The organism is Paraburkholderia sp. CNPSo 3076, assembly GCF_026343935.1.
Classification (GTDB): Bacteria; Pseudomonadota; Gammaproteobacteria; order Burkholderiales; family Burkholderiaceae; genus Paraburkholderia; species Paraburkholderia nodosa.
On record NZ_JAPMAL010000051.1, the window covers coordinates 17,077 to 38,106 of the forward strand.

The 21,030-nt window shown below is 57.2% G+C and carries 17 protein-coding genes and 1 pseudogene; 12 read left to right on the forward strand and 6 right to left on the reverse strand.

Going from position 1 to position 21,030, the window contains the following annotated elements:
* Positions 1–32 precede the first annotated feature (32 nt).
* Both M3A49_RS38290 and M3A49_RS38295 read left to right on the forward strand, forming a co-directional pair.
* Positions 33–755, forward strand: coding sequence for a hypothetical protein (locus M3A49_RS38290; protein ID WP_266233466.1), 723 nt, complete (start codon positions 33–35; stop codon positions 753–755).
* 1,655 nt (positions 756–2,410) lie between these two features.
* A complete protein-coding gene (locus tag M3A49_RS38295; protein ID WP_266233467.1) occupies positions 2,411–2,707 on the forward strand; it encodes an H-NS histone family protein in 297 nt (98 codons plus the stop codon).
* A 220-nt stretch (positions 2,708–2,927) separates the two neighbouring features.
* Here the strand turns inward: M3A49_RS38295 and M3A49_RS38300 are convergent, their stop codons facing one another.
* Both M3A49_RS38300 and M3A49_RS38305 read right to left on the reverse strand, forming a co-directional pair.
* On the reverse strand, positions 2,928–4,580 hold the full coding sequence (locus tag M3A49_RS38300; protein ID WP_266233468.1) for a hypothetical protein: 1,653 nt from the start codon (positions 4,578–4,580) through the stop codon (positions 2,928–2,930).
* A gap of 112 nt (positions 4,581–4,692) precedes the next feature.
* Positions 4,693–5,634 (reverse strand): WYL domain-containing protein, encoded by a 942-nt coding sequence (locus M3A49_RS38305; RefSeq protein ID WP_266233469.1) that lies wholly within the window; start codon positions 5,632–5,634, stop codon positions 4,693–4,695.
* A gap of 177 nt (positions 5,635–5,811) precedes the next feature.
* Between M3A49_RS38305 and M3A49_RS38310 the strand changes: the two genes are divergently transcribed.
* The 6 genes from M3A49_RS38310 (at position 5,812) to M3A49_RS38335 (ending at position 13,316) form a co-directional block, all read left to right on the forward strand.
* The gene (locus M3A49_RS38310) at positions 5,812–7,365 is read left to right on the forward strand and encodes a nucleotidyltransferase (RefSeq protein ID WP_266233470.1); all 1,554 of its coding nucleotides are present in this window, start codon (positions 5,812–5,814) and stop codon (positions 7,363–7,365) included.
* A gap of 23 nt (positions 7,366–7,388) precedes the next feature.
* Entirely contained in the window at positions 7,389–8,990 is a 1,602-nt protein-coding gene (locus M3A49_RS38315) for an SAVED domain-containing protein (protein ID WP_266233471.1), read from the forward strand.
* A gap of 90 nt (positions 8,991–9,080) precedes the next feature.
* Positions 9,081–10,295 (forward strand): nucleotidyltransferase, encoded by a 1,215-nt coding sequence (locus tag M3A49_RS38320; RefSeq protein ID WP_266233472.1) that lies wholly within the window; start codon positions 9,081–9,083, stop codon positions 10,293–10,295.
* A complete protein-coding gene (locus M3A49_RS38325; RefSeq protein WP_266233473.1) occupies positions 10,292–12,016 on the forward strand; it encodes a ThiF family adenylyltransferase in 1,725 nt (574 codons plus the stop codon). The genes M3A49_RS38320 and M3A49_RS38325 overlap by 4 nt, the downstream gene beginning before the upstream one ends.
* Positions 12,013–12,489, forward strand: a complete 477-nt coding sequence (locus tag M3A49_RS38330; protein WP_266233474.1) for a Mov34/MPN/PAD-1 family protein — start codon at positions 12,013–12,015, stop codon at positions 12,487–12,489. The genes M3A49_RS38325 and M3A49_RS38330 overlap by 4 nt, the downstream gene beginning before the upstream one ends.
* A gap of 542 nt (positions 12,490–13,031) precedes the next feature.
* Positions 13,032–13,316 carry an HU family DNA-binding protein gene (locus tag M3A49_RS38335; RefSeq protein ID WP_266233476.1) on the forward strand — a complete coding sequence of 95 codons (285 nt, stop codon included), beginning with the start codon at positions 13,032–13,034 and terminating at the stop codon, positions 13,314–13,316.
* A 105-nt stretch (positions 13,317–13,421) separates the two neighbouring features.
* Here the strand turns inward: M3A49_RS38335 and M3A49_RS38340 are convergent, their stop codons facing one another.
* From M3A49_RS38340 to M3A49_RS38355, 4 genes are all read right to left on the reverse strand, one after another.
* Complete coding sequence (locus M3A49_RS38340) at positions 13,422–13,655, reverse strand: hypothetical protein (RefSeq protein ID WP_266233477.1); 234 nt, start codon at positions 13,653–13,655, stop codon at positions 13,422–13,424.
* 537 nt (positions 13,656–14,192) lie between these two features.
* Positions 14,193–14,534, reverse strand: a complete 342-nt coding sequence (locus M3A49_RS38345; RefSeq protein WP_266233478.1) for an H-NS family nucleoid-associated regulatory protein — start codon at positions 14,532–14,534, stop codon at positions 14,193–14,195.
* Between the two features lie 618 nt (positions 14,535–15,152).
* Entirely contained in the window at positions 15,153–15,737 is a 585-nt protein-coding gene (locus tag M3A49_RS38350) for a hypothetical protein (protein WP_266233480.1), read from the reverse strand.
* A 345-nt stretch (positions 15,738–16,082) separates the two neighbouring features.
* A complete protein-coding gene (locus M3A49_RS38355) occupies positions 16,083–17,864 on the reverse strand; it encodes a S8/S53 family peptidase (protein WP_266233481.1) in 1,782 nt (593 codons plus the stop codon).
* 558 nt (positions 17,865–18,422) lie between these two features.
* On the opposite strand from M3A49_RS38355, the gene M3A49_RS38360 reads away from it, so the two are divergent.
* The 4 genes and pseudogenes from M3A49_RS38360 to M3A49_RS38375 form a co-directional block, all read left to right on the forward strand.
* The gene (locus tag M3A49_RS38360) at positions 18,423–19,067 is read left to right on the forward strand and encodes a hypothetical protein (RefSeq protein ID WP_266233482.1); all 645 of its coding nucleotides are present in this window, start codon (positions 18,423–18,425) and stop codon (positions 19,065–19,067) included.
* A gap of 11 nt (positions 19,068–19,078) precedes the next feature.
* Positions 19,079–19,879, forward strand: coding sequence for a hypothetical protein (locus tag M3A49_RS38365; RefSeq protein ID WP_266233483.1), 801 nt, complete (start codon positions 19,079–19,081; stop codon positions 19,877–19,879).
* A 24-nt stretch (positions 19,880–19,903) separates the two neighbouring features.
* Complete coding sequence (locus M3A49_RS38370; protein ID WP_266233484.1) at positions 19,904–20,596, forward strand: cupredoxin domain-containing protein; 693 nt, start codon at positions 19,904–19,906, stop codon at positions 20,594–20,596.
* A 228-nt stretch (positions 20,597–20,824) separates the two neighbouring features.
* A pseudogene (locus M3A49_RS38375) lies at positions 20,825–21,030 on the forward strand (IS5/IS1182 family transposase); the annotation flags it as partial.

The window sequence follows — 21,030 nt, forward strand, 5'->3', positions numbered from 1 at the left end:
AGACAGGAGTGAAATGTTATTTGAACGCGCAAATGTACAGAGAAATCATAAAAATGGAACGCGCACCAGAAATCAGTAAGAAAGAGCTCGATGAAATTCATGCGATAGCGGTGACGCTCACCACCCGCGAGCGTGAGGAGAGGGAGAAGAGCAACGGAGAGAGGTGGTTCGAGAGAGCTGCGGAGCACCTTGCGAAAAATTCGATTGCGATGTTAGGCGCGTTGCTCGTCCTTCTTCTCTTCAGTTGGTTCTGGGAAAAAGAGTCGGTGCGCGATGCTGCGCTTGTCATGGGGGTTCTAGTTGCCGGGTTCCTGCTCGCTGCATGCTTTGTCGTCATTGGTGGCGCTGCGCCGTTCTTTAATCAACTCCGAAAGCAACCATATTCTCCACTGCTATGGTCGATTGAGGCGTCAATAGCAGCAGACTCGGAAGAATTTCAGAAGTTGCTGTCATGTCGACGCGATGCCATTGCACTGTATTTGCTGCAGTACAAGCACGAGAGAGACTCTTTCGAAAGGCGTGGGGCAATGATTGCAGGCTCGCTGGACAAGATCGGCTTGTTTCCCGCCATGGCCGCCTTCGTCGGCGTCGCGACGTCACTATGGTCGCATTCAGAACTATTCGTCAGAGTTTTGGTATTTGTTGTTCCTGCCTTTTATCTAATGAATTTCGTAAACTGGAAGCTTATCCAGGAGATGAATCGAACAATCGCAGTCCTTGAATATAGCATCGAGCTGCACGACTCGCTGAAATAGGGGGTGGAGCAATACGTGCTTCCTGCTCTCGAATTGGGCAATGGGTGCTCTAGAACGTGGTCTGCCGGATGGTTCTAAACCAAGAGGTGATTCGCAGCCTGAACACAATGCTGTTTTGGGGAGAGTGGTCCGCCGTTGACCGCTTGCAGAGGCAGCAATGCTTTCGTCCCTGTTTCCGTGCGTAATGAGTTCGACGCTCCGAGGTTTTGGCTACGTACGAGGAGGTCGGGGTGAAACTGCACTAGCCTAGAAAACGATTCAGGATTGACCGATGCCACGGAAGCGTTGGCGCGCCTGCCGTTAAATCGCCGAGGCAGGCGGTTCATGGTCTTGTAATCGTGCCTTTTGGGGCGCGGGATCGTTTGGTAGCTTGAGGAGTGGGGTGCCCGTCAAGGACTGGCTCCATCCATCCGCTCCTTGAGCGCCCGAGTCGCAATCCTAGCGAGCTACCATGGTGCCGACCTGCTCGAGCGGCTTGCCTGCCCGACGCAGACTCTCCGCATCGGTTACTGTCTATTGCAGCGAACGCTGGCCCTGCCGCGACGCTTTGTGAAGATACGTGGTGCAAATCCAACCGCCCGCTGAGCGTGCCGATGCTCTTATTCCACTCGTCAGCTGTCTAGCTGCGATTCCGCGCGACGCACGCACATGTGGAGACGGGGCTTCTTGCGTGCACTCCGTGTAGCGCTGATCAAAATAGGACAACAAACGAAAATGACCAGTAAAATAGCAGAGATATTCGAGCAATCATTTCTTGGTTGAAGATTCCTCGAAAATCAGTGGAAATCGCGATGAATTCAATGGTATACATCTCATGTCACACGTCGACTGCGCGCAAAGCCACCGGCGTTAGGGCCGCCCCTTCCGACTGAAGGGCTTCGGTGGTGACCGCTAGCGCGGACGGGCAAGACCGGTGGCGCGCTGGGGAAATCCGGACTACCACGGGGTAGGGTTGAGAGAGTCCGGTGCGGTGGCGAAGAGAGGGCCGCAACCCGCATGTCTGTCGGAACCATCCTGATCGGGATGGCTGAAGGGACCGCCGCATTGATTGCGGTAGGGCCTCTGGCTATTCCTTTCTATCCTTGATCGAGGATATCTACGCTATTCCCTAGGAAGGATATGTTCGTTAAAACATATGCTTGAACGTGGGGAGAAGTACGCGTGCGAGCATTTTTTCTTTTGCTGACCAGCGGAGGCGTGTGTTGTCGAGACTTCCTTGGAGGGCGGTCGGGCGTAGCGTATCAGGCGCCTTCCCGGCGAGCGTCCATTGCGCGAGTATTTGCAGATCTGCTGACCAGGGGCGGAGTCTTCCGGACATTGTGGCCCCTGGCAAGGCAGCGTGGGTGCACCTTGCATCGTCCTGGTAGGGGTGTTTTGTGAAGCCAGCCTAGTGGCGTAGGGGATAGCTTTGAGGAGCAGCGACTACGCGGCTTGGGTATCTAGCTACGATCTGCGCAAGAGTTCATAAGTTCGCCTTGCCCGAGACGTGTTGAATTACTCATGGCGGCATTATGGCTCGCGGGTCGGCTTCTGGCGGTTGATGGAAATCATGGAAAAACACGGGATCCGCGGCACGGGTGCACTGAAAGATTCGGTTCAGCCTTACACGAAAGTCAGTATGATGAACGTGCATCGATCACATGCGGGAGACGTTCGTGGCAACGTACAAGGAACTGAGAGCGCAACTTGCAGAACTCGAGAGCCAGGCGGCCGCCATGCGTCAACAGGAGCACGACGCGGTTCTCGCCGACATCCGCGCGAAGGTGGCGGAGTTCGGGTACACGGTGAGGGATATCTTTGGGAGCCGTGGTGGCGGACCTAGGCTTTCGCGCAAACCGTCGCCGGCGAAATACCGCGATCCTGCGACTGGAGCTACCTGGTCAGGGAGGGGCCGTGCGCCGAACTGGCTCAAGGACGCTAAGAACCGCGATCGGTTCCTGATTCGCGACTAGGTCGCGTTGTCGAGGACCCAGTGTTGGCCCCAGCGAGCGACGAGTCATCCAGCACCGCAAGAGGCCGCAACCTGTTTCCTCAGAGACGCAACTACGATCAATGGGCTTGCGTCGCGCTCGGAGACTGTCGCGCAGCGGTGGACGGCGGAGATCATCGTTACTGAAACGAAACTGGCTTGCAGCTAGGGAACAGACTCCATGAAGAATTGCTTTGTGCTCATCACTCGAAGAGGAAGGCGCTACTAAAATGAAGATGGTTCTCGCGCCCATCCTCAAAGTACAGGTTGGGAATTAGCCGAATTTTCTTCTCGTTGTTGTTGAATACTTCACTGTAGTTCGGATTGTTACCCATCGCATTGGAATGGAGCTTGGCGAGGTATGTCTTCGTGTCATCTTGGGAGAAGGTAACCTCCCCATTTTTGTCCCTGTGGAAACAGCGAAGCACCTGTCCGTTAGCCAGCGGCCGCAAGGCAAGAAGGTTTTCGCTGGACAGGGCAATGAACTCGGCTGTCCCCATAACCTTATCTAGGTGCGCCTCATTCAGGCTGGCACCTCTGACCATTCTGTTCCATGTCCCCTGCAGGCAAGCAAGAAAGTCGCTCTTTTTCAGTCCAAACTCAGTAAAGGCGAAGTAGGTTAGCAATAGGGTCAGCTTCTCGACGCGGATCGATAGAAGGGGGTGTTCATCAGGAGGAATGGTGATGATGTCACCGTGCGCTATCTCGTCCCGGAGTTTTTTTAGCTTGGCAAGGGCTTCTGCGGACAGGTCGATGATTTTGATTACGTCGGCGTCTGCCTGAGAAACGACAATCTCAGTTTTCTCCAGCAGTGTGTATGCCCTGGTCTGAAAAACTGTATCCGCTATATTTTTCACTCCGTGAGCCTGATCGTGCGTCAGATTGAGATTGCTTTGGTCTATCCTTTCATGAAAGATCCTGATTTCCCTTTTGGGTGACGGAATGTGTTTCTTTCCAAGGCTCAGTGTTCGAGATGAGATATATGCCTCCCAAAGGGTGACGTAACCCAGGACCTTGTATTCCCAGAAGTCCTTGTATCGCTTCATTCCTGACAGGCGCAGCCATAGCGCATCGCGCAACTTCGAGGAGTAGAAATTCTGGACTATGGTTTGCCAGTTTTCTTCAAAGATGGACTTCTTGATGAAGTAGTCCATGCCACTTTTCTTTCGAGCTTCCGTGTCGGCTTCACGCTCATAAAAAGGGAAAAGCGCGTATCCAGTGGGACCGCGGCCAGACGTTACAGCCACGCTCGCGATTGAGACTGGTGTTCCGAGGAGTACGCTCAGCAAAGCCATCAGGTCGATGGCGTATCGGCGAACGTTCTCCATACTCAAGGGTGAGGTACTCTCAATGCTGAAGAGAACCGAATCCTTGATTGCGTGGCCGTCGTTGGTCTGAACGATGGTGGTATGCGGGTAAGCCTTGATGGCAACGCCTTTGCCATCAAGCTGCAGGCTCGCGCTTATCTCGTCAGGCGTGTTGATCCACTCTATCTGTTTTCCAGGCACACCACTCATACGCTGGTACCCAAAAAACCACGGCGATATGTCCAGGACCTCTATCTCTGCCAGAACGACAGCATCGGTAGTCTTGGCGCCAACAATGTATTCGCATGAGAGGAACAGCTGTTCAAACCGGCAGTCAAAGAGAGTAAATTGCTGGCCGTCCTCGGTGACTGCAAGAACTTCATCGAGAGTTTGTCGCTCAGTGAGCTTGAGGCTACTCAGTCTGAACTGCAGGGTAGTGCCTTTGCCAGGCCCGAAAGTGAGCCTGCCATCTCCTAATTCTCCAAGTTCAGCGTGCGATACCGTTACATCGTAGCTATAGTCTTGGGTGAAGATGATTTCGGGGCTCATGGACTCACATTTGGCAGGCGTTTCGTATTTGCTATCGTGCTTCGATGTCAGGGGTTTCGCTGTTGTAGCGGTGGTTCATGATCACGCTGCCAACAGCATGGCGGCCGAGAAACTAGAGGGCACGTACTACGCGGCGCTCGCCCTCCGGCCTTGGGTCTTTATATCCTGGGGCCAACGAGGCGCTAGTTGCGCCATACAACGCAAGTGGGTCAGCGAGCCACAGTGCGTATTCGGGTCCGCGAAGGCTGTGATCAGGCGAACAGTCGACACTCCATCGCCGCAAAATATATCCGGCATTTGCTGCTCGGACTTTGACCTTCAAAACGCCATCGGGCATCTCGTAATCGGACTGCACGACTTCAGGCCGTGGGTGAGCAGGATGGGGGACCAACTCAAGTTCGATTAGGCGGCTCCACTGAACGTCGTGTTCTGCGCTCTCACTGCTGTCAACCGGCGCGTCATCAAGAACCGTTGGATTTGCCATGCGGGTCAGCACGAAATCTCTGAATTGCTGACTCTTTCGGTCGAACGCGCGCACATGCCATCGAATGCCGGTATCTACCAGGGCCAAAGGGACGATTTCACGCTCGCTCTTCCCACTGTCAATGGATGTATAGCCCAATCGAACAGCTTTGCCTCGATGGATTGCTCGGGTGATGGGTGCAAGGACTGACATCTTGGGAAGGCTCAGGGCATTCGGAAATTCACAGCGAACCATTGGCTGCAGATTTTCGCCAATGCCTTCGCCGAAACCCTGGGAGAGCGCGGTCAAGACGCGTTGCGCCTGATGTTCAAAAAGCGGTGTGAATTCCAGCGTTGGCAGGTATGCCTTCGTGGTGGGATCTAGTTGAAGGTTTTCTGGGGCTATCTCTCTGTACATCGCGATGTCACGCGTCGCCCCCGCTGGGCCTGTCTCGAAACGTTCGACGACGTCGGAACGCCTCAGTTCGCCCAGGAAATAGAGCTTGAAATCTATATGAGAGAGTCGCTCACGCTGACTCCGCGGGAGCTGCTCCAGAAGTTGAAGTCGCTGTTCAGTCTGTACTTTGGCCATATTGACATCCTACGCGATATGGTCAATGCGGTCAATCATAATTGCTTGGTGACATCATCAAAATGATTATGTATGATGCTCGATAGGGTGATGCGATCTGTGCCGCGGGCGGCCGAGGCGGTAGCGGAGTCATATTTAGGGCCATAACTAGCCTTGAGGGATCAGGGGACGTTTGAGATGACGACCGATATTGAAGCGCAGCACATAGTGACCGCCAGTGCGATGGAGTATTTGGAGCGATTGGCGGACGAACTGGATGTGCCGCCGTCCCGCTACGAGGAGGCGAAGCGTCGCTACAAGTCGGTTGGCGAATGGCTTGGTCGCGACGACTCCACGCTCAAAGACTTCGACCCAGACGTGTACGTTCAAGGATCTTTCAGACTTGGCATCCCCATCAAGCCTGTGAATGAGGACGAACACTACGCCGTCGACCTCGTCTGCGAGATGAAGGGAGCCGGCAAGCATCTATCGCAGCGCCAGTTGAAAGAGATGCTCGGCTATGAGATGGATCTCTACGCCAAGGTGCACGGCATGAAGGAGGTTGGCGAGAGCCGCCGCTGCTGGACTCTCGAATACGCAGATGGTGCACAGTTCCATCTGGACGCGCTTCCGGCTATTCCGGACGGGGAAGGCATGCGCCGTCTCCTCGAGGTGCGAGGATTCAGCAGCGACTGGACGGAAACCGCTATCGCCATCACAGACAACGAGCATCCGCTGTACGACGTTGCCTGCGATGCCTGGCCGCACAGCAACCCTCGCGGGTACACGAAGTGGTTCCGTAGTCGTATGAAGGTGACCTTCGATGCTCGGCGTGGCGCGTTGGCGCTTGAGGCGAAGGCATCGGTAGAGGACATCCCTTCGTACCGCGTAAAGACGCCGCTGCAACAGGCTGTGCAGCTTCTCAAGCGGCACCGGGACCTCATGTTCGCCGAGGATCCAGACAACAAACCGATTTCGATCATCCTAACCACTCTTGCGGGTCGGGCATATCAGAACGAGCCCACCGTGGCCCAGGCCCTCGGCAGCATCCTGCGGAGGATGGACTCTTTCATCGGACAGGATGCGCAGGGCAACGCCGTCATTCTGAATCCGACCGACCCGGCCGAGAACTTCGCCGACCGCTGGCGCCAGTATCCGGAGCGCCGCCGGAGTTTCTATGCGTGGTTGAGCAGGGCACGCGAGGACTTCGCTGAGCTGACAGCGCAATGGCAGAGTCCGATGCTCGTCGAGGCGGCGAAGCGATTTACCGGCGAGCGCATCGCATTGGAAGCCGGCGCGCCGCGGCTGTCGAAAACTCGTACGTTGGCAACACTGTCGCCGTCTCGGGCGGCCCTCATCAGCGCGCCGCATAAGCAGCGCGCACCGTGGCCGGAAGTCCGCGAGGGAACTGCCCAGATTAAGAAGGCCACGTGGCTCGCAAATGGGTTCTCACGCCCGATGCGCTTCTATAGCGATTCGGATCCGCTGCGCAAGGGCGCGTCCCTGACATTCGAGATGAGTACGGATGTGCCGGCACCATATGACGTGTACTGGCAGATCGTGAACTCGGGCTTTGAAGCAACGCGTGCGAACCAGCTCCGTGGCGGGTTTGACCTCGGCGCTGTGGAGCGTGGCTCGGCCGTACACCACGAATCGACTGCATATTCCGGCTCGCACACGATCGAGTGTTTCATCGTCAAGCAGGGGCATTTAGTCGCCCGCAGCGGTGCGTTCGTCGTGAATATTTCCTGACCGTTCAGAGAACTGAGATAACAATGACGGAAGCACCTGATACCCAAAGCGTCGTCCCGCTGAGCGACGAGGCCCTGGCACGCGCCATTGGCGAGCAGGCAGCTGCTGGATGCGAGCTGCTGATTGTGGCCAATGGATTCACCGCGCTCGCGGCGGCACGAACGGACGCCGCTCGTGGGTGGGCAGAGTTCGGGCGTGGCGATTTTGGGCTCAGATCCGGCGCGGCGGCTAATACCGTCGTGGACGGGGGGAAACTCAGATGGTGGGAAGTCGAAAAGTCGCCCGGGACGTACGAGCTTTCTGCCGAGACTAGCGTCCTCGGATCGGCTGAATTCGTCGACGGCTGGCTCCGTGAAGCGGAGGAACTCACGGGCGCAGAAGGCCGTGGAGATCCGCCGAAGAAAGACGACATGTTGTACCTCGGCTACCTCTGCGGCTGGCGATGCCAGTTTGCGGGGTGCGGAAAGGATCTCCAGCGGGAAAGCCAGAGCGGAACCCGAGGAAATTTTTCATACTTCGCGCATATTATCGCCTCATCGAAGAAGGGTCCACGGGGTGACCAGTTGCTTTCCGGAGTCCGTTCAAACGAAATCGACAACATCATGTTGATGTGCGACGAGTGCCATCGTCGTATCGATCGGGTCGACCCCGACCGTTTCACGGTCGATATCTTGCGCAATATGCGACAGGACAGCGTCAATGAAGTTAAAAGACTGCTTGATACTCTGCGATACGAAGAGGCGTTGCCTATCGTGGTGATGGGCAACATTACAGCGCAGTCGCCCCGTTTCATTCAGCGCGACGCAGAAGAGGCAATCTGGACCCGCCGGCTGCGCATGTCGGTGTCCGGCCCGCAGCGGTACTTCTATAACGGCGGTCACCTGCACAATCCCCATGTAGCGCATTACTGGGGTTCGCTCTTCGAATCGTTGCGAGACGACATCCCGTTGATGCGCAAGCGCTTGAATGGCACATTGAGCCATGAGGGCAACGCGGTGCCGTTGGCAATTTTCCCGCTCCACAGCACTTCGATGCTGGTTTTGGCTGGACGAATCGTCGGTGAGGGCAGCCGAGTTGTCGTATTCCAGTACGACCGGGACCGGCCGGCACATCTTCCAGGCGGGAAGTGGGCGTTCAATGAAAATGCTCTGCCGCCTGCGGTGGACAAATACTGCATTAAGGAACTTCGCCCGCACGCCGGTGAGGAGGAAGCATGTCTCATCGTCTCGCTGACGTTTGAGATTGATCCGGGCCGGCTGCCCGCCGAATTGTTCCGCGACGGAGAATTTGCAATCGGCGCGCTGGAGGTTACGGCAACCGAGCCGGGCTCTTTGCGGGCGAATATCATTGGTCATCCGATGGACCTCGATTTGCTGGCCGTGGTGATCCAGCAGGCGGTTGAGAAGATGCAGGACGAATGGAAGGTCAAGACGGTGCACCTCTTTGTCGGCGCGCCTGCGAGCGCGTGCTTCAAGATAGGCCAGAAATTGCAGGCAAGAAATCATGCGACCTACGTCTGTTACGAAACGCCCCCGGGGTCGGGGTCACCGTTTCTCCCGACCATCAAGATTACCAACAGCCGAGTCGAGGAGCTGCAGTCGGGTGAGAGCATTGCTTTGCTTTAGGTGAATCGCGGTAGTCTTTGGTGAGCAGATGTTCAGAGAAGTCGGTGCCTAACAAATTGTCGGTAACGTGACGCAAAGGAAGACCAGAGCATGAATACCAAACGCACGCTTGCGAAAACCTTCATGGAGAAGGTGGCGGTTGACCAGGAGGCTCGGCAGTGGGAGGAGCTGATGGTGAGACTTCTTTCGAAACTCGAGCTGAGCGCGGAGGAAAAAGACCGCGCCGGCGATCACTATGACACGCTGTCAAAGCAGGTCGCACGCAAACTCGGCGTCGGTGAGACCGATGTGCATATCGTCGTTCAGGGCTCGATGCGCACGCAAACGACGGTTGCGCCGCGCGGCCGGGAGAAGTTCGACCTCGACATCGTGGTAAAACTCGACGGCGAGCGCTTCATTGGTATTGACCCTGACGAGTTCTTCGCGGACTTCGGCGACGCGCTGCGCGGGCTCAATGATGCGGCTGGGGAGCCGAAGCCGAAGTCGCGCTGTTGGCGCCTGCAGTACCCGAACGAGCCGTTCTATTTCGATGTCACGCCCGCACTTCCTGGGAGCTTCGATATTACGGGCACGGATCTGCGCGTGCGCGATCCCGATACTGGCTGGAGCCCCTCGAATCCGGAAGATTTTGCCAACTGGTTTTGTGATGCCGCTGAGCAGAAGTTCGAATTTCAGATGTTGCTCAAGAGGGCGTTTGACGCACGTCACCAGATTGACGAGGTGCCTTCAGAGCCGATTTCCGTAGACGATGTCCTGCGCCGCACCGTCCAGCTTATCAAGCTCCATCGTGACCTCATGTATTTCGGCGCCTCGGACGAAGTGAAGGAGGGGAAGCCCATCTCTGTCATCCTTGTGACCCTGGCGACGTGGGCGTACAAGGACGTCTATCAAATGCGTCACATGTATTCGAACGCGATTGAGGTGCTGCTTGACGTTGTTGAGCGCATGCCGGATTACATCGGATACGATGGGCAGGCGTACACGGTGAACAACCCGACGCACACCGAGGAGAATTTTGCGGAGCGGTGGAACGAGGATGATGGCCTGCGCGCCGGCGCGTTCTTCCGCTGGCATGCGAAGCTGAAAAGCGATTTGGCTGCGCTGTTCGCGGATTCCTATTCCCGCAGCAACGAGGCGCGTATCCGCGAGATTTTTGGACAGCATGGCGTAGATGCATGGAAAGCCAGCATCGCGCCGGCCCCGACCGGCCTGCTCAATTCGCTGATGAAGACCGTGCCCGGAGGCGAACGCGGCGAGCCCGTCGCACCGGTCCCCATCGGTAGCAAGAAGACCACTCTCGCATGAGCGCAGAAGAGCGGGTTGCGCCTTTCGCGTCCCAGGTGGCGGCAGTGGCAAGGTGGCTGGATGGTGAGGGTGCCGCATTCCTGAGGCGCGTAAGCGGGCGTTCCGGCGCGACCCACGCGTGGGAGTTTGATCTGCAGCACCCGGTGTTGAGAGGCCGCACGCGTGTCAAACTCGTTTTACCGCGTGGCTTCCCTGCGCGTGCCCCTCGCATTATGGTCGACAGTGCCCTGTGTCTCACGCTTCCGCATGTCGAGGAAACCGGGCTTGTCTGCCTCGGAACCCTTAGCGATTCCAACGCGTACGCGCATCCCGAGCAGGCTGTGCATGCGGCGCTCGCGGCGTTCGACGAGTTCCTCGACAGGTGCAACGATATCGGCTGGGTCACCGCCGAATTTGAGCGCGAGTCGCTCGCATATTGGAGCCGCTTTTGTGGGTTCAGCGCGAAGCTCAGGATGCGCTGGACTGTGCGGCAGCTGCTCAACGCCGTCGGCCTCGTCAATGCTGCGGTTGAAGCGCGCGTCGCGATCTACGAATCGGGGCGCGTCGGTGTCGCTGCCGGCCCGAACGTCGATCCGAACTTCCTGGCGCGCAGACACGGCCTCGCGCGCGGCACACTGGAACTCGCGCGTGCGATCTTTCTCCCGCTGCCGGCGTCCGTTTGCTGGACCCCGAGCAACTGGCCAAAAACTTTTGGCGAACTGGCGTATCTCACCCATACGGCAACCGATGGCGAGTTCAATCTGGTCGAATGGTGCATTACTGAGCCAAAGGCACCAGCTGCCGGGTTCGTGGTCTTCACATCGTCCAACTCGTCTTTTGCCTATCAGCTGACGGCCCCGATGATCCCCGGGCTCGACGGGCCGGGTATCGTGCCTGTCAACGTCACGCGCATGGACCCGGATTGGGCGATCGTGCGTGACCAGCGCCTTGATCGCATGGAGCATCGGCGGTCGAAGCGTGTCCTCGTGCTCGGATGTGGGTCACTAGGCGCACCGCTGGCAATTGGGCTTGTGAAGGCCGGTCTGCAGGCAGCAACGCTCGTCGACATGGATGAGCTGATGCCTGAGAACGTTTCGCGGCATCCCCTCGGACTACGCGCGCTGTTCAAGCCCAAAGCCGTCGAGCTTGCGTCACAACTGAATGCAGACACTCCTGGCGCAGTAGTAAAAGGCCATCGCGCCATGGCGGCAGACTGGATTCTTGCTCAGTGCCGCCCTGGGGATTTCGACCTCGTCGTCGACTGCACCGGCGAGGAGGACGTGCGCCGCTTTCTCAGCGAGGTACGCAATACCATATTCCCTGGCACACCCATCATGCATACGTGGATGGAGCCGTTTTGTGCCGCATCGCATGTAGTGCTCATCGACAAGGACACGGTATGGCCGGCAGACGACCCGGTTTTACGAATTCACGCAGCAGACTGGCGCGATGACACGGAAATTGTTCTGCCGGCGTGTAACGCTGGTTTCCACGAGTATGGCATTGCCGATGTGAGCGCGGTGGCAGCGGCCGCGTGCGAATGTGTGCTTAGCGTATTGGATGCCAAAAATCCTAAGCCTTCGACGGTATGGTCTATCGTTCGCTCGACCACCTATTTCGAGTCGCTCGGTGTCGATGTGGTGCCGCGCTCCTTGGTGCCGCATTCGAAAGATGTATTCCATTCTGTGCGCCTTACTCGAAGTCTCAGCGACGCCCTGGCATTGCAAGAGGGGATGGGATGATCCGGTTTGCCATGCCAGGCACTGCATTGGAGCTGGTGCTGTGCAATGAAGCTATTGAAACACTTCGGTCTCGTGTGCAAGCCAATGTCACGAGCACGGAAAGTGTCGGGCAATTGTTTGCTTCGTCACTCTCCTCAAGCGAAGTGGCGATTCGAATTGCAACCGTCCTGCAACCAAAATGCGCACGGAGGACGCGCGTCGTTATCGATAAAGCTCTAGCCGAAGCAGAACGCAGAATCATGTTTGAGAACCAGTTGCATTGCGCTGGCGTATGGCACACCCACCCTGAGTCACATCCCAGCCCTTCGGCGGACGATAACGCGCTGGCAGAAGACTATGCGAGGGCCGCGTCGGATGCCGGTGTTGCCGGTATCGTCTTCATTATTGTCGGCACCGCACCCTTTCCAACGGGACTGTATGTCGGCATCCACGACGGAAAAACAATGCATAGAGCCACATTCGTCGAATCGTAGTTCAACTGGAGCAAAGAATGGTCACTGTTGCTGTAGCTACACAACGAGCTCGAGATTTCCGTGAACTCTTTGTGGAGTGGAGCCGGAAACGGGGCGCGCATGTCGTTTCTGAGCCGCCAGAGAGTGGAGGCAACGACGGCACTGTCAACTTCTCATTGGTGCCGGAGGCGTTTCTGGAAGTGCTTGACGCTGCGAGCTTTAGCTACACGACAGTCCCGACTTGATCGGCAAAATCAAAGATCATGCGGTGCAGAGCATCGCTCAGGCGCTAGACGCAGGTAAGACGCTTGGCGTCCAGGCGAATTAACTGAGGCCGTTGCGCGAGCGCGGGGGGCTGTACCGAACGGTGCACTCGCGAACTGGCAGCGGAGAAAACCTCTATCTTGAAGGCATCAAACGATGCTGGGAAATCGGCGCCACGGACTTGTGCGCGCTGCGATCTCTGCGGTACGGTACGCGGATTCTTGGCCGTAGCGCTTGGTCAGGTAACCGTTTTTGGGAATGTGTACCATCACTCGACTAACCGAAAGAAGGTTAACTTTATGAACAAACAGGAACTGATTGACGCGGTGGCAGCTGCAACGGGTGCGAGTAAGGCCGTCACCGGCGAAGCGGTTGACGCCGATATCGGAGCGGTTACCAAGGCTGTGGTTAAGGGCGACACCGTTCAACTTGTTGGCTTCGGGTCGTTCAGTCAGGGCAGGCGTGCAGCACGCACTGGCCGAAACCCGGCGACGGGTGAGGAAATCAAAATTGCGGCGGCGAAGACCGTGAAGTTTACGGCGGGCAAGGCATTCAAGGACGCTGTGAACGGTACACGAAAATAATCAGCCTAACGTCCCAGCAAGCGAATGCCCCGCGGCTGGATCCGTGACAGGGAAGACGTGCTTCCAGCCGCAACTTTGGTGGACGAGGTGGGGAGCCATCGAGGATCAACTCGATTTGATCCGCTTTGGAGTCCCCTGACCAGCCTCAAGCTTCAGCTTGTGCCGCAACCACTTGACCTCCTTTTTGAGCTTAGCTCCGACTACGTCGTCCGGAGCGTCGAGGCCAAGCTCTATGCCTTCCGCTCGCATGATCGCGCCCGCTGCGCTGTTAATCACGCCTTTCAAACGCTCAGATACTGAGGGTCGTGTTGGGCTCGGCTTCGAGGCGGCTTTCGTCATAGCCAACTCCAGACGTCGTGCGCGCCAACAAGTTTGCGCCGTTGCGAGTCCGAGAGTCAACCGCACTCTCGGAGGATAGCGGCTGCGCAATCCTGACGATCATGAGTGGTGGCAATGGAGCCCGTCAGCGCTAGGTGGAGCAGCAGGTTCTGCCTCGCACACACCCCTGGCGCCAATTTTTCCCCGATATGTGGGCAAGTCCTAGGGGGGCGCGGAGCGAACGCGAAGCTTCAAATATTGGAGAAGCCCGCTGAATCGCCCTTTGTTCTCGTTATCCAAGGGGTCAAGTTAGCCAACGGCAGGCCGATATCGCATTCTATGAACAATAAGCCATGCGCACTTTCGGACGTTATCCTCGCCGCGGTCGCGACAGTCGAACTGCTCCAGAGGGTTATGGGCGCAGATTTTCCCGAGGAAACCGTCGACAAAGTGTTCTGCGACTCCTATCGCGAATACTTTGGTACAGAAGCACCCGTCGCGGAAATATGGGCACGCAGTCGCTTCGAGGGGTAGGTGAAGAGCCTAGCTTAGGGGCTCTCAGGCGGCGCCGACCCGATCTGATTTACTCGTCGCGAGGCGGGTTCCCGCAAACGGGTCGTTGCGCCAGTCGACCATGGCGCGCTTACCCTTCTCTGGTTCAGGGGCGCCGTCAATTGCAAAGTGATCGAGCGACTGGCCAGCGCTGGTTGCTTGCACAACCCACGGCGGAATGTCGCCGTTGCCGTCCCACGTGTGACCTGCGGCGTCGCGGTAGCGTACTGCCTTCAGCCGTTCGTGATCCGCCGCAATCGAGGCGGCGACGTCTTCCGGGTTGATTCCGAATTCCGCCATCCTGCGGCGCAGGTAGGCAACTATGCTTTCGCGCTTTCTTTCATCCATTTTGCTTGTTCTCAGCTTCGCACCCCGCTTTCTGCGGTCCGGGGAAGTCGTACGCTACCAGGATAGCACAGCCGAAATGTGGCTCAGCGGAGGACATCGTTACGTTGGTAGCGGCTAGACCAGAATGGCACGGAAAACCCGCAGAAGGCTTCCGCATAATTGTCGTAATTCTGCCGCTTAAGCACCAGTTTTCCCCTCAAAGCGGCAGAATTGCGACAATTATGACGAGACGGTTCAGAGGAAAAATCAAGTCAACACCAGGCCCCGAGGTAACGCGAACATGACTGCGCAAGTGGCAGCTGACGACGGGTGCCGCTTCGATGACGTCTCTTGGATTCGGAGCGAGCATCGAACAACACCCCTGCAAGCAAAGACAACCTCGCGGATGGATCGAGAGTCAACCGCTACGCCGGCTAGGCTACGGCCCAGCTCACGTGTCGGATCGATCAGCGTAGCGCTGCAGCAAGTCATCGCGCCATACCTGCGCAACGATAGTCCACATGCCGCTCAACGTTTTTCTCGAGCTTGCGTGGACATCGGTTGGGCCGAAATCTCCAATTTGATTGCGCTCCGCTTTGCGGCACGTGCCATTGAGCGCCTGAAATCTGCCGCCACCGTTTAGCGCTTCGAGGCTTGACGCGCATGCTCGCGATTCCGTGCCATAACGGCATCGCGGTAGGTATGGGCGACAAGTGTTCCTGTCCTGGTGGCGGTCGTTCCGTCGATCTTTCCCAGCAGGATGCGCATGGTCTCAAGGGCGTGCGCTCCACTCCTGTCGCCGTCTCGACGCGCGTGTGCGAGTTCGTTCTTGCGGCCATTCCGTTGCAACTCGGCGCAAATCCAGACGAAAGCGGAGACTGAGTCAGTCGGACGGTCTTCCACTGGCAGAGCCAGCAGCAGTTCTGCGTTCGCCTCGTCAAATGCATTCGTTAGGAGCATCACTGCGATTTCATGAAACAACCGTTTCTTCACGCCATCTTCGAGGACGGTCTCCCAGTTGGGGATAAGCATCGTCATCGCGGCTGAGAGGTCTTGGACATCAAAGTCCCGCCAGAAGCGGGGGTGCGGCTGGTAGACGTATTCGATTGCCATCGAGAGGGTCATCGAATTCATATGAGAGATGTCGAATCGGCAGTCGACCATGTATTGGTAAAGCGCGTCTGTCGTGGCCGAGTGGAGGTTGGATGTCGTGTTGGTCTGCATACTATGTTTGTCTGAGGAACGCGACGCGCTTCGGGTGCGCGGGCGTCTTTCGCAGGTTGAGTGGGAACCAGTATAGGCACGCCCGGAGGCCATGACCGGCCAGTTAGCGCAGTCGAGAGAAGGACGAAAATCTCTCGCTCGCACGCATCTTTTTAGCCGGGGGAGCGGGAAGCTCCGGCCCTCCCGCAGGGGAAGCGACGCACATCAAGCTCGAGCTGGATGGTCCAGGCGATCCTGCCAGCGTTCTGCGGTTTCCCGCTGGCGGGGCGCTCGATGGTAGGCCGAACCTGTATCCGGGCATCCCGGCCAGGTTCGGCTAGTCAACGATCTGTCTGGCCGCTCAGTTCAGGGATTCGCGCTCGCCTGATGGGGAGGTGCAGACAGTTGCTGCTGCAACGCAGTGGAGATGTCCTCGGTCAAGAATTCTTGCCGGATAGCATCGATTTCCGGTGACGTCTCAGAATCCTCGGCGTGGTCCTGGAAGAGCTTTATCAAGTTCGGATTCGCCGATTTGTACAGCGTCTGTGCCATTTCAACCATAAACATCTTCTGCTTTGGCGTTGGTTCGTGTACACCGTCTCCCGGCGGCGGTAGTCCGAGAAGCAGCCGAATCACGGGAAACGAAACCGAGTCGGGGGCTGTCTTGACGAGCTTGCCGTCCTTCACCAACTGAATGATGCTGTCCGCCAGGTCCTGGTCTAGCATTTGCGCGACGTTCAGACGTCCGAGACCAATGGTGTCCTTGTCGGGGTTAGAGTTGTCAACGGAGTTCTGGAGCGCAACTCTGCATGCTTCAACCCTACGCCAATCATCGGGCAGCTCTTTGCCATACAAAGATAGCCACAGCGCACAGGCGGCAGCAATCTGAGGTGTGCTCGCAGATGTTCCACCGCCGTCAAAGTCCCAGCCAAATTGAGTTCCAACCTTCATCCATGGCACATTGGGTGTCGGTCCTGCCACGGCTTTATCCATTACTTTTGAGGGGCCCCAACATCCCTGCATTACGCCAATCTCGTCGCGCTTATACGGTCCGCCGTCGAACGTGGTTCCGGTCGCGGTTTCAACACGATAAAACGCTGAAGGGTAAACCGTGAAGTGAGTCGCGATGTCCGCGACGACCGCCCAAAAACTGTCCCCCGATGCAGCTACAACCACTACACCCGCGTCATAGAGCGCGTTGACTCGCGTTGCCGAACATTCTGACGGGAGCCCGCCGTGGCTCAAGCTGACGACGTCGCATTTTTTGCCATCAGTTGGCTTGAGCGCGTAGTTCAACCCCCGAGCCATCGTGTCGCCGTAGAGATAGACGACCGACCCGCCCACTCCCGCAATTCTGACCGGAACCACCTCAGCCTCAGGCGCACCTCCAATGTAACCTTGGTAGACGTTATCGGTTCCCGGAACGCCTTCGCCGCATTTGAGCGACACCTCGTTGCCGGCCAGCAATGCTAACGTCGCCGTTCCGTGTCCAATATTTGCGATGGCCGTCTGCGGGTCCTGTGTATTGTCATTGTTCTCGACGAAATTCTTGCCAAGATCCTTGCGTATATTCATCGGCTTCGAGTAGTGCTCCTCCCACCACCCAATGTCGAGATGCGCGATACGGACATTCTTGCCTTTCGTCTTCACCCACGCGTCTGGGAATTTACAATGCTGAAGATGCCAGGCGGGAGATAGGGATGGGCCAAGCGCAGGCGGATAGTGGGTATTCAATGAGCTTAGGGGGGCATATGGAGGTCCCGACGGTACTCCGCCGTCCGTTTGGGCGGGTCGTTTGTCAAGCAGGCTTTCGCCTCCGCTTCCGTTTGGCTTGATATCTCTCTCAGAGCGGCTGTTTGGTTCGACATAGAGCTGCTCTGGCGATAGTTGCGCGTTCAGTCTTAGAAGTTCGGATACCTTGTCGTGGGCTTGATCCCATGGTTTCAGTTGCTGTGCGTCCGCAGGTTCGAAATAAACCCAATCTGATACCTGACCAACGAAATCAATGCTGGTGTTCTCAAACAAACGCGTCGCTTTTCCATTCCCGAAATTGACGGGTGGTGAACCACCGCCCCCGAGGACGCCACTCAAGAGGGCGACGTGTTCACTCGGCATATGTATGAGAAGCGCGTCATGTCGCTCGGCCATGTTGCCTCCGGAAGTGATGGAATGTGCTGTAGTCGCCTTTTGTCGGTGGCGACGAGAGTGAGACGATCGGACTTCGTGGGGTGAAACCCTCGAAAAGCTAGCAGTCCGCCAATGAACTAAATGTGCGTTTGCGCACTGTGAGTTGCATTCATTCGATCGGCGTTCCAACGCTAACCTCGAAAATCTTCAAGTGATGTGCCTGCACAATGAGGGAGGCGGACAACGTTCTCAGCGCAACCGTCTCCAGGTCTCTCTAGTTGTTCTGCCGCTCAACAGTGCTGTAGAAGCTGCGTATAAAACGCGTATTTCATTGTAGACACCAGAGGTATGTAGACTATTCTCCGGAAAATTCTTAAATCAGGTGTCACAAAATCTAAATAATTAAATGTTCGAAAGCATTTCGATGATTTAATATGCATAACGAATTTATCTTGACGAAAATCACCGTTAAACATAAGTTTGTGAGAGGGTAGGGGGCTCGAAAAATCGGGCTGACCGCTGTACGCTGAGCTTTGCTTCTGCCCGTTTCTCGAGAGTCGATCGCACGGGAGGCCCTGCATGAGCTTGACCGGAGCACACCATCTATTCGGTAGCGTAAGCGAAACTGGCATCGACAAATTCCTCGATGTCTTCTTCACGGCACGCCCGCATTTGCTCGCTTACGGCACGTCGCTATTCGCAACAAACCCAAATCTCGTCACGAAGATCGATACGTCGAGTCTTCCCGGATTTTTGCTCGGGCTTCAGGCGCTGATTCGCTTCGAAACACCGAAGGTGGATATCACACCGCCCGATTCGTCAACGGAGTTGCTACCGCCCGGCAACGACCAGTTTACAGTCTATACCACCGTGGTGATCGACTTCCTGTGTGGAACGCCGAAGGAGAGCCGCACGGGAGACCGTGGCGCGCATCTCATCGAATTCAAGTCGCAGGTGGCGGTGCTGTGTGCGCCTCGCGTCGTGAATTCGGCGCCGGGAACCGGGGCGATCGGCATTACGCTCGTGAACGTCTCGGTCGAAGGGATCCAGCCGGTGGCGCTCGAGCAGATTGTGGAGTGTATCGTGACTGCATTGCTAACGTGGGCGTTCGGGCAGGTCACGATTCCGTTCAATGTGTTTACGCTCGATGGCATCTCGCTCACGCTGCAACAGGGACCCGTCGCGGAAGACGACCAGATCGAAGTTTTTGGCGACATCACCTGAGGAGTGCGGCGATGAGCGACATTACCCTCGCAGCAGACCAGGTGGCAGTCACGCGCCTGCTGCACGATGCCGAGACACTGCTCGGCACGCAGTCGACCTCGACATCTGGCAACCTGGGACCGTTCGTGGTGTCGGCAGGCGCCAGCGCGTCGTTTTCAGGCGGCACTGTCGTGCTGACGCCGCCTAACACGATTGAAATGGCCGACGTGAATCTGCACTACAGCCTGAATCTATCGTTCGGAATCGACCTCAACGATTTCTTGCCGAATTTCTGCATTCCCCAGGTGTGCGTGGATATTCCCTGTGTCGGAAAGGTCTGCACGCCAAAGATCTGCATTAACTGGCCCACTATTTCGATTCCATTTAGCTATTCGGATACGCTGACCTTTTCCGCCGACTTCTCGGTCTTGCCCCAGTTGAGCGCCGGCAACTGGCTCATTCACGTGCGCATACTTTCGGTGCCGAACCTCTCGACCAGTTTGAAGGCCGCCGCGATCCTCACCGCGCTCGGGCTTGCCATCGAGGCGGCGGTGTCGTGGGTGCCCTTCATCGGACCGTTGATTGGTGTCCTGATCGCCGCGGTGCTGGCGGCAATCGGACTGGCTGGAATCACCGGCCTTCTCGGGCCACTGCTCACGCCGTTCGTTTCCGGCCTGACCTTTACGATCTACAAGGAGCCGGCAGTGCAGCAGGTGCTGCCTGCAGCCGGCCCCAGCGATCCGGCGGTGTCTATCAATATCCTGTCTCTCGATTGCGCGGTTCAGCAAACCGACAAAGCCGAACTCGTGGTCACGGCAGGCATCGCTTCGTGAGACCGTTGGCATGGAGAGCAGAACATGAACAGTCTGGACAGCCGTTATTTGCGGGTCGGTGACACCTTCGCGCATCGCTTCACAATGCCTGGGGCGCATCGCTACGCTCTCGGCGCGCCCGGCGCATTGAGTGCGCCGGGTCATCACGCGGCGTTTGCAATCTCGGTGGCGGAGGAGGCGGGCACCTCGCCCAGCACCCACTATGTCACCGTCACGTTCGCCAATGGCGCTTTTGCCGCCGAGCCGGCGGAACTTGCGATCAAGCGTAACGACGTGGTGATGTGGTCCACGCAGTCGGCGCCGACCGCGGGCTTTTCCGTGCAGGGCGGTGACGGGGACGCGCGCTTCGACAGTGCCTGCCTTCCTGCGAACAGCATGTATTCGCATGCTTTCGGTAGTGCGGGCGTGTTCGAATGGACCAGTATCGCTGACCCCAAGCTATGCGGCACGGTAACGGTGCAGCCTCATCCGCGCTGCGGTACCCCCGCCGAGCAGGAGGCTTTCATGAGCAGCCTGGCACAGCCCACGCTCGTGATGATCGACGGACTGAAGGCGCATCCGAAGAAAGTGTCCGTCACGCTCGGACAAACGGTGTTCTTTGCGGTGCGCTCAGGCGGCGGTGTGGCCATTGTCGATAGCGTGCTTCAAGGTGTCGACTGGGCCGCGATCAACCCGCAACCGCTTCCGCCGAAAGAAGGAGGCGCCGTCTCGGGATAAATGCGCCATACGCGCTCCGTCATCGATTCATCACCGACCACGTCTACGCGTTCGCTCCCAAATTGACGTTTATGTGGGAGCAGGCATTGCTCAAGTCGCGAGCATCGGCAGGTTAAAGCAGCTACGCAAAGATGAACTTAACAGGTTGCTGAAGTACCGCTGAAACATGTCATCGCGCAGAGTTCGTGAAGCGTTGATAGATGAACCACCACTTACCCACTGGAGATCATGCGCGGCGCCGACACTTTCACCGAGAGTTTGTTTTCCGTGCGCAAGCTGGACGACTTCGTCCCCAAGTCGCATCCGTTGCGTTCGATCCGCGTAATGGCGAACGAAGCGCTGGCGAAGATGGATCGACTGTTCGCCGAGATGTACGAAGCGGACATAAAAGGTGGACGGCCGAGCATCGCGCCGGAGAAGTTGCTGCGAGCCAT

Coding starts and splice junctions, on each gene's coding strand:
- M3A49_RS38290 (WP_266233466.1), top strand. CDS start 33: ATGTACAGAGAAATCATAAAAATGGAACGCGCACCAGAAATCAGTAAG.
- M3A49_RS38300 (WP_266233468.1), bottom strand. CDS start 4,580: ATGAGCCCCGAAATCATCTTCACCCAAGACTATAGCTACGATGTAACG.
- M3A49_RS38305 (WP_266233469.1), bottom strand. CDS start 5,634: ATGGCCAAAGTACAGACTGAACAGCGACTTCAACTTCTGGAGCAGCTC.
- M3A49_RS38310 (WP_266233470.1), top strand. CDS start 5,812: ATGACGACCGATATTGAAGCGCAGCACATAGTGACCGCCAGTGCGATG.
- M3A49_RS38315 (WP_266233471.1), top strand. CDS start 7,389: ATGACGGAAGCACCTGATACCCAAAGCGTCGTCCCGCTGAGCGACGAG.
- M3A49_RS38320 (WP_266233472.1), top strand. CDS start 9,081: ATGAATACCAAACGCACGCTTGCGAAAACCTTCATGGAGAAGGTGGCG.
- M3A49_RS38325 (WP_266233473.1), top strand. CDS start 10,292: ATGAGCGCAGAAGAGCGGGTTGCGCCTTTCGCGTCCCAGGTGGCGGCA.
- M3A49_RS38330 (WP_266233474.1), top strand. CDS start 12,013: ATGATCCGGTTTGCCATGCCAGGCACTGCATTGGAGCTGGTGCTGTGC.
- M3A49_RS38335 (WP_266233476.1), top strand. CDS start 13,032: ATGAACAAACAGGAACTGATTGACGCGGTGGCAGCTGCAACGGGTGCG.
- M3A49_RS38340 (WP_266233477.1), bottom strand. CDS start 13,655: ATGACGAAAGCCGCCTCGAAGCCGAGCCCAACACGACCCTCAGTATCT.
- M3A49_RS38345 (WP_266233478.1), bottom strand. CDS start 14,534: ATGGATGAAAGAAAGCGCGAAAGCATAGTTGCCTACCTGCGCCGCAGG.
- M3A49_RS38350 (WP_266233480.1), bottom strand. CDS start 15,737: ATGCAGACCAACACGACATCCAACCTCCACTCGGCCACGACAGACGCG.
- M3A49_RS38355 (WP_266233481.1), bottom strand. CDS start 17,864: ATGGCCGAGCGACATGACGCGCTTCTCATACATATGCCGAGTGAACAC.
- M3A49_RS38360 (WP_266233482.1), top strand. CDS start 18,423: ATGAGCTTGACCGGAGCACACCATCTATTCGGTAGCGTAAGCGAAACT.
- M3A49_RS38365 (WP_266233483.1), top strand. CDS start 19,079: ATGAGCGACATTACCCTCGCAGCAGACCAGGTGGCAGTCACGCGCCTG.
- M3A49_RS38370 (WP_266233484.1), top strand. CDS start 19,904: ATGAACAGTCTGGACAGCCGTTATTTGCGGGTCGGTGACACCTTCGCG.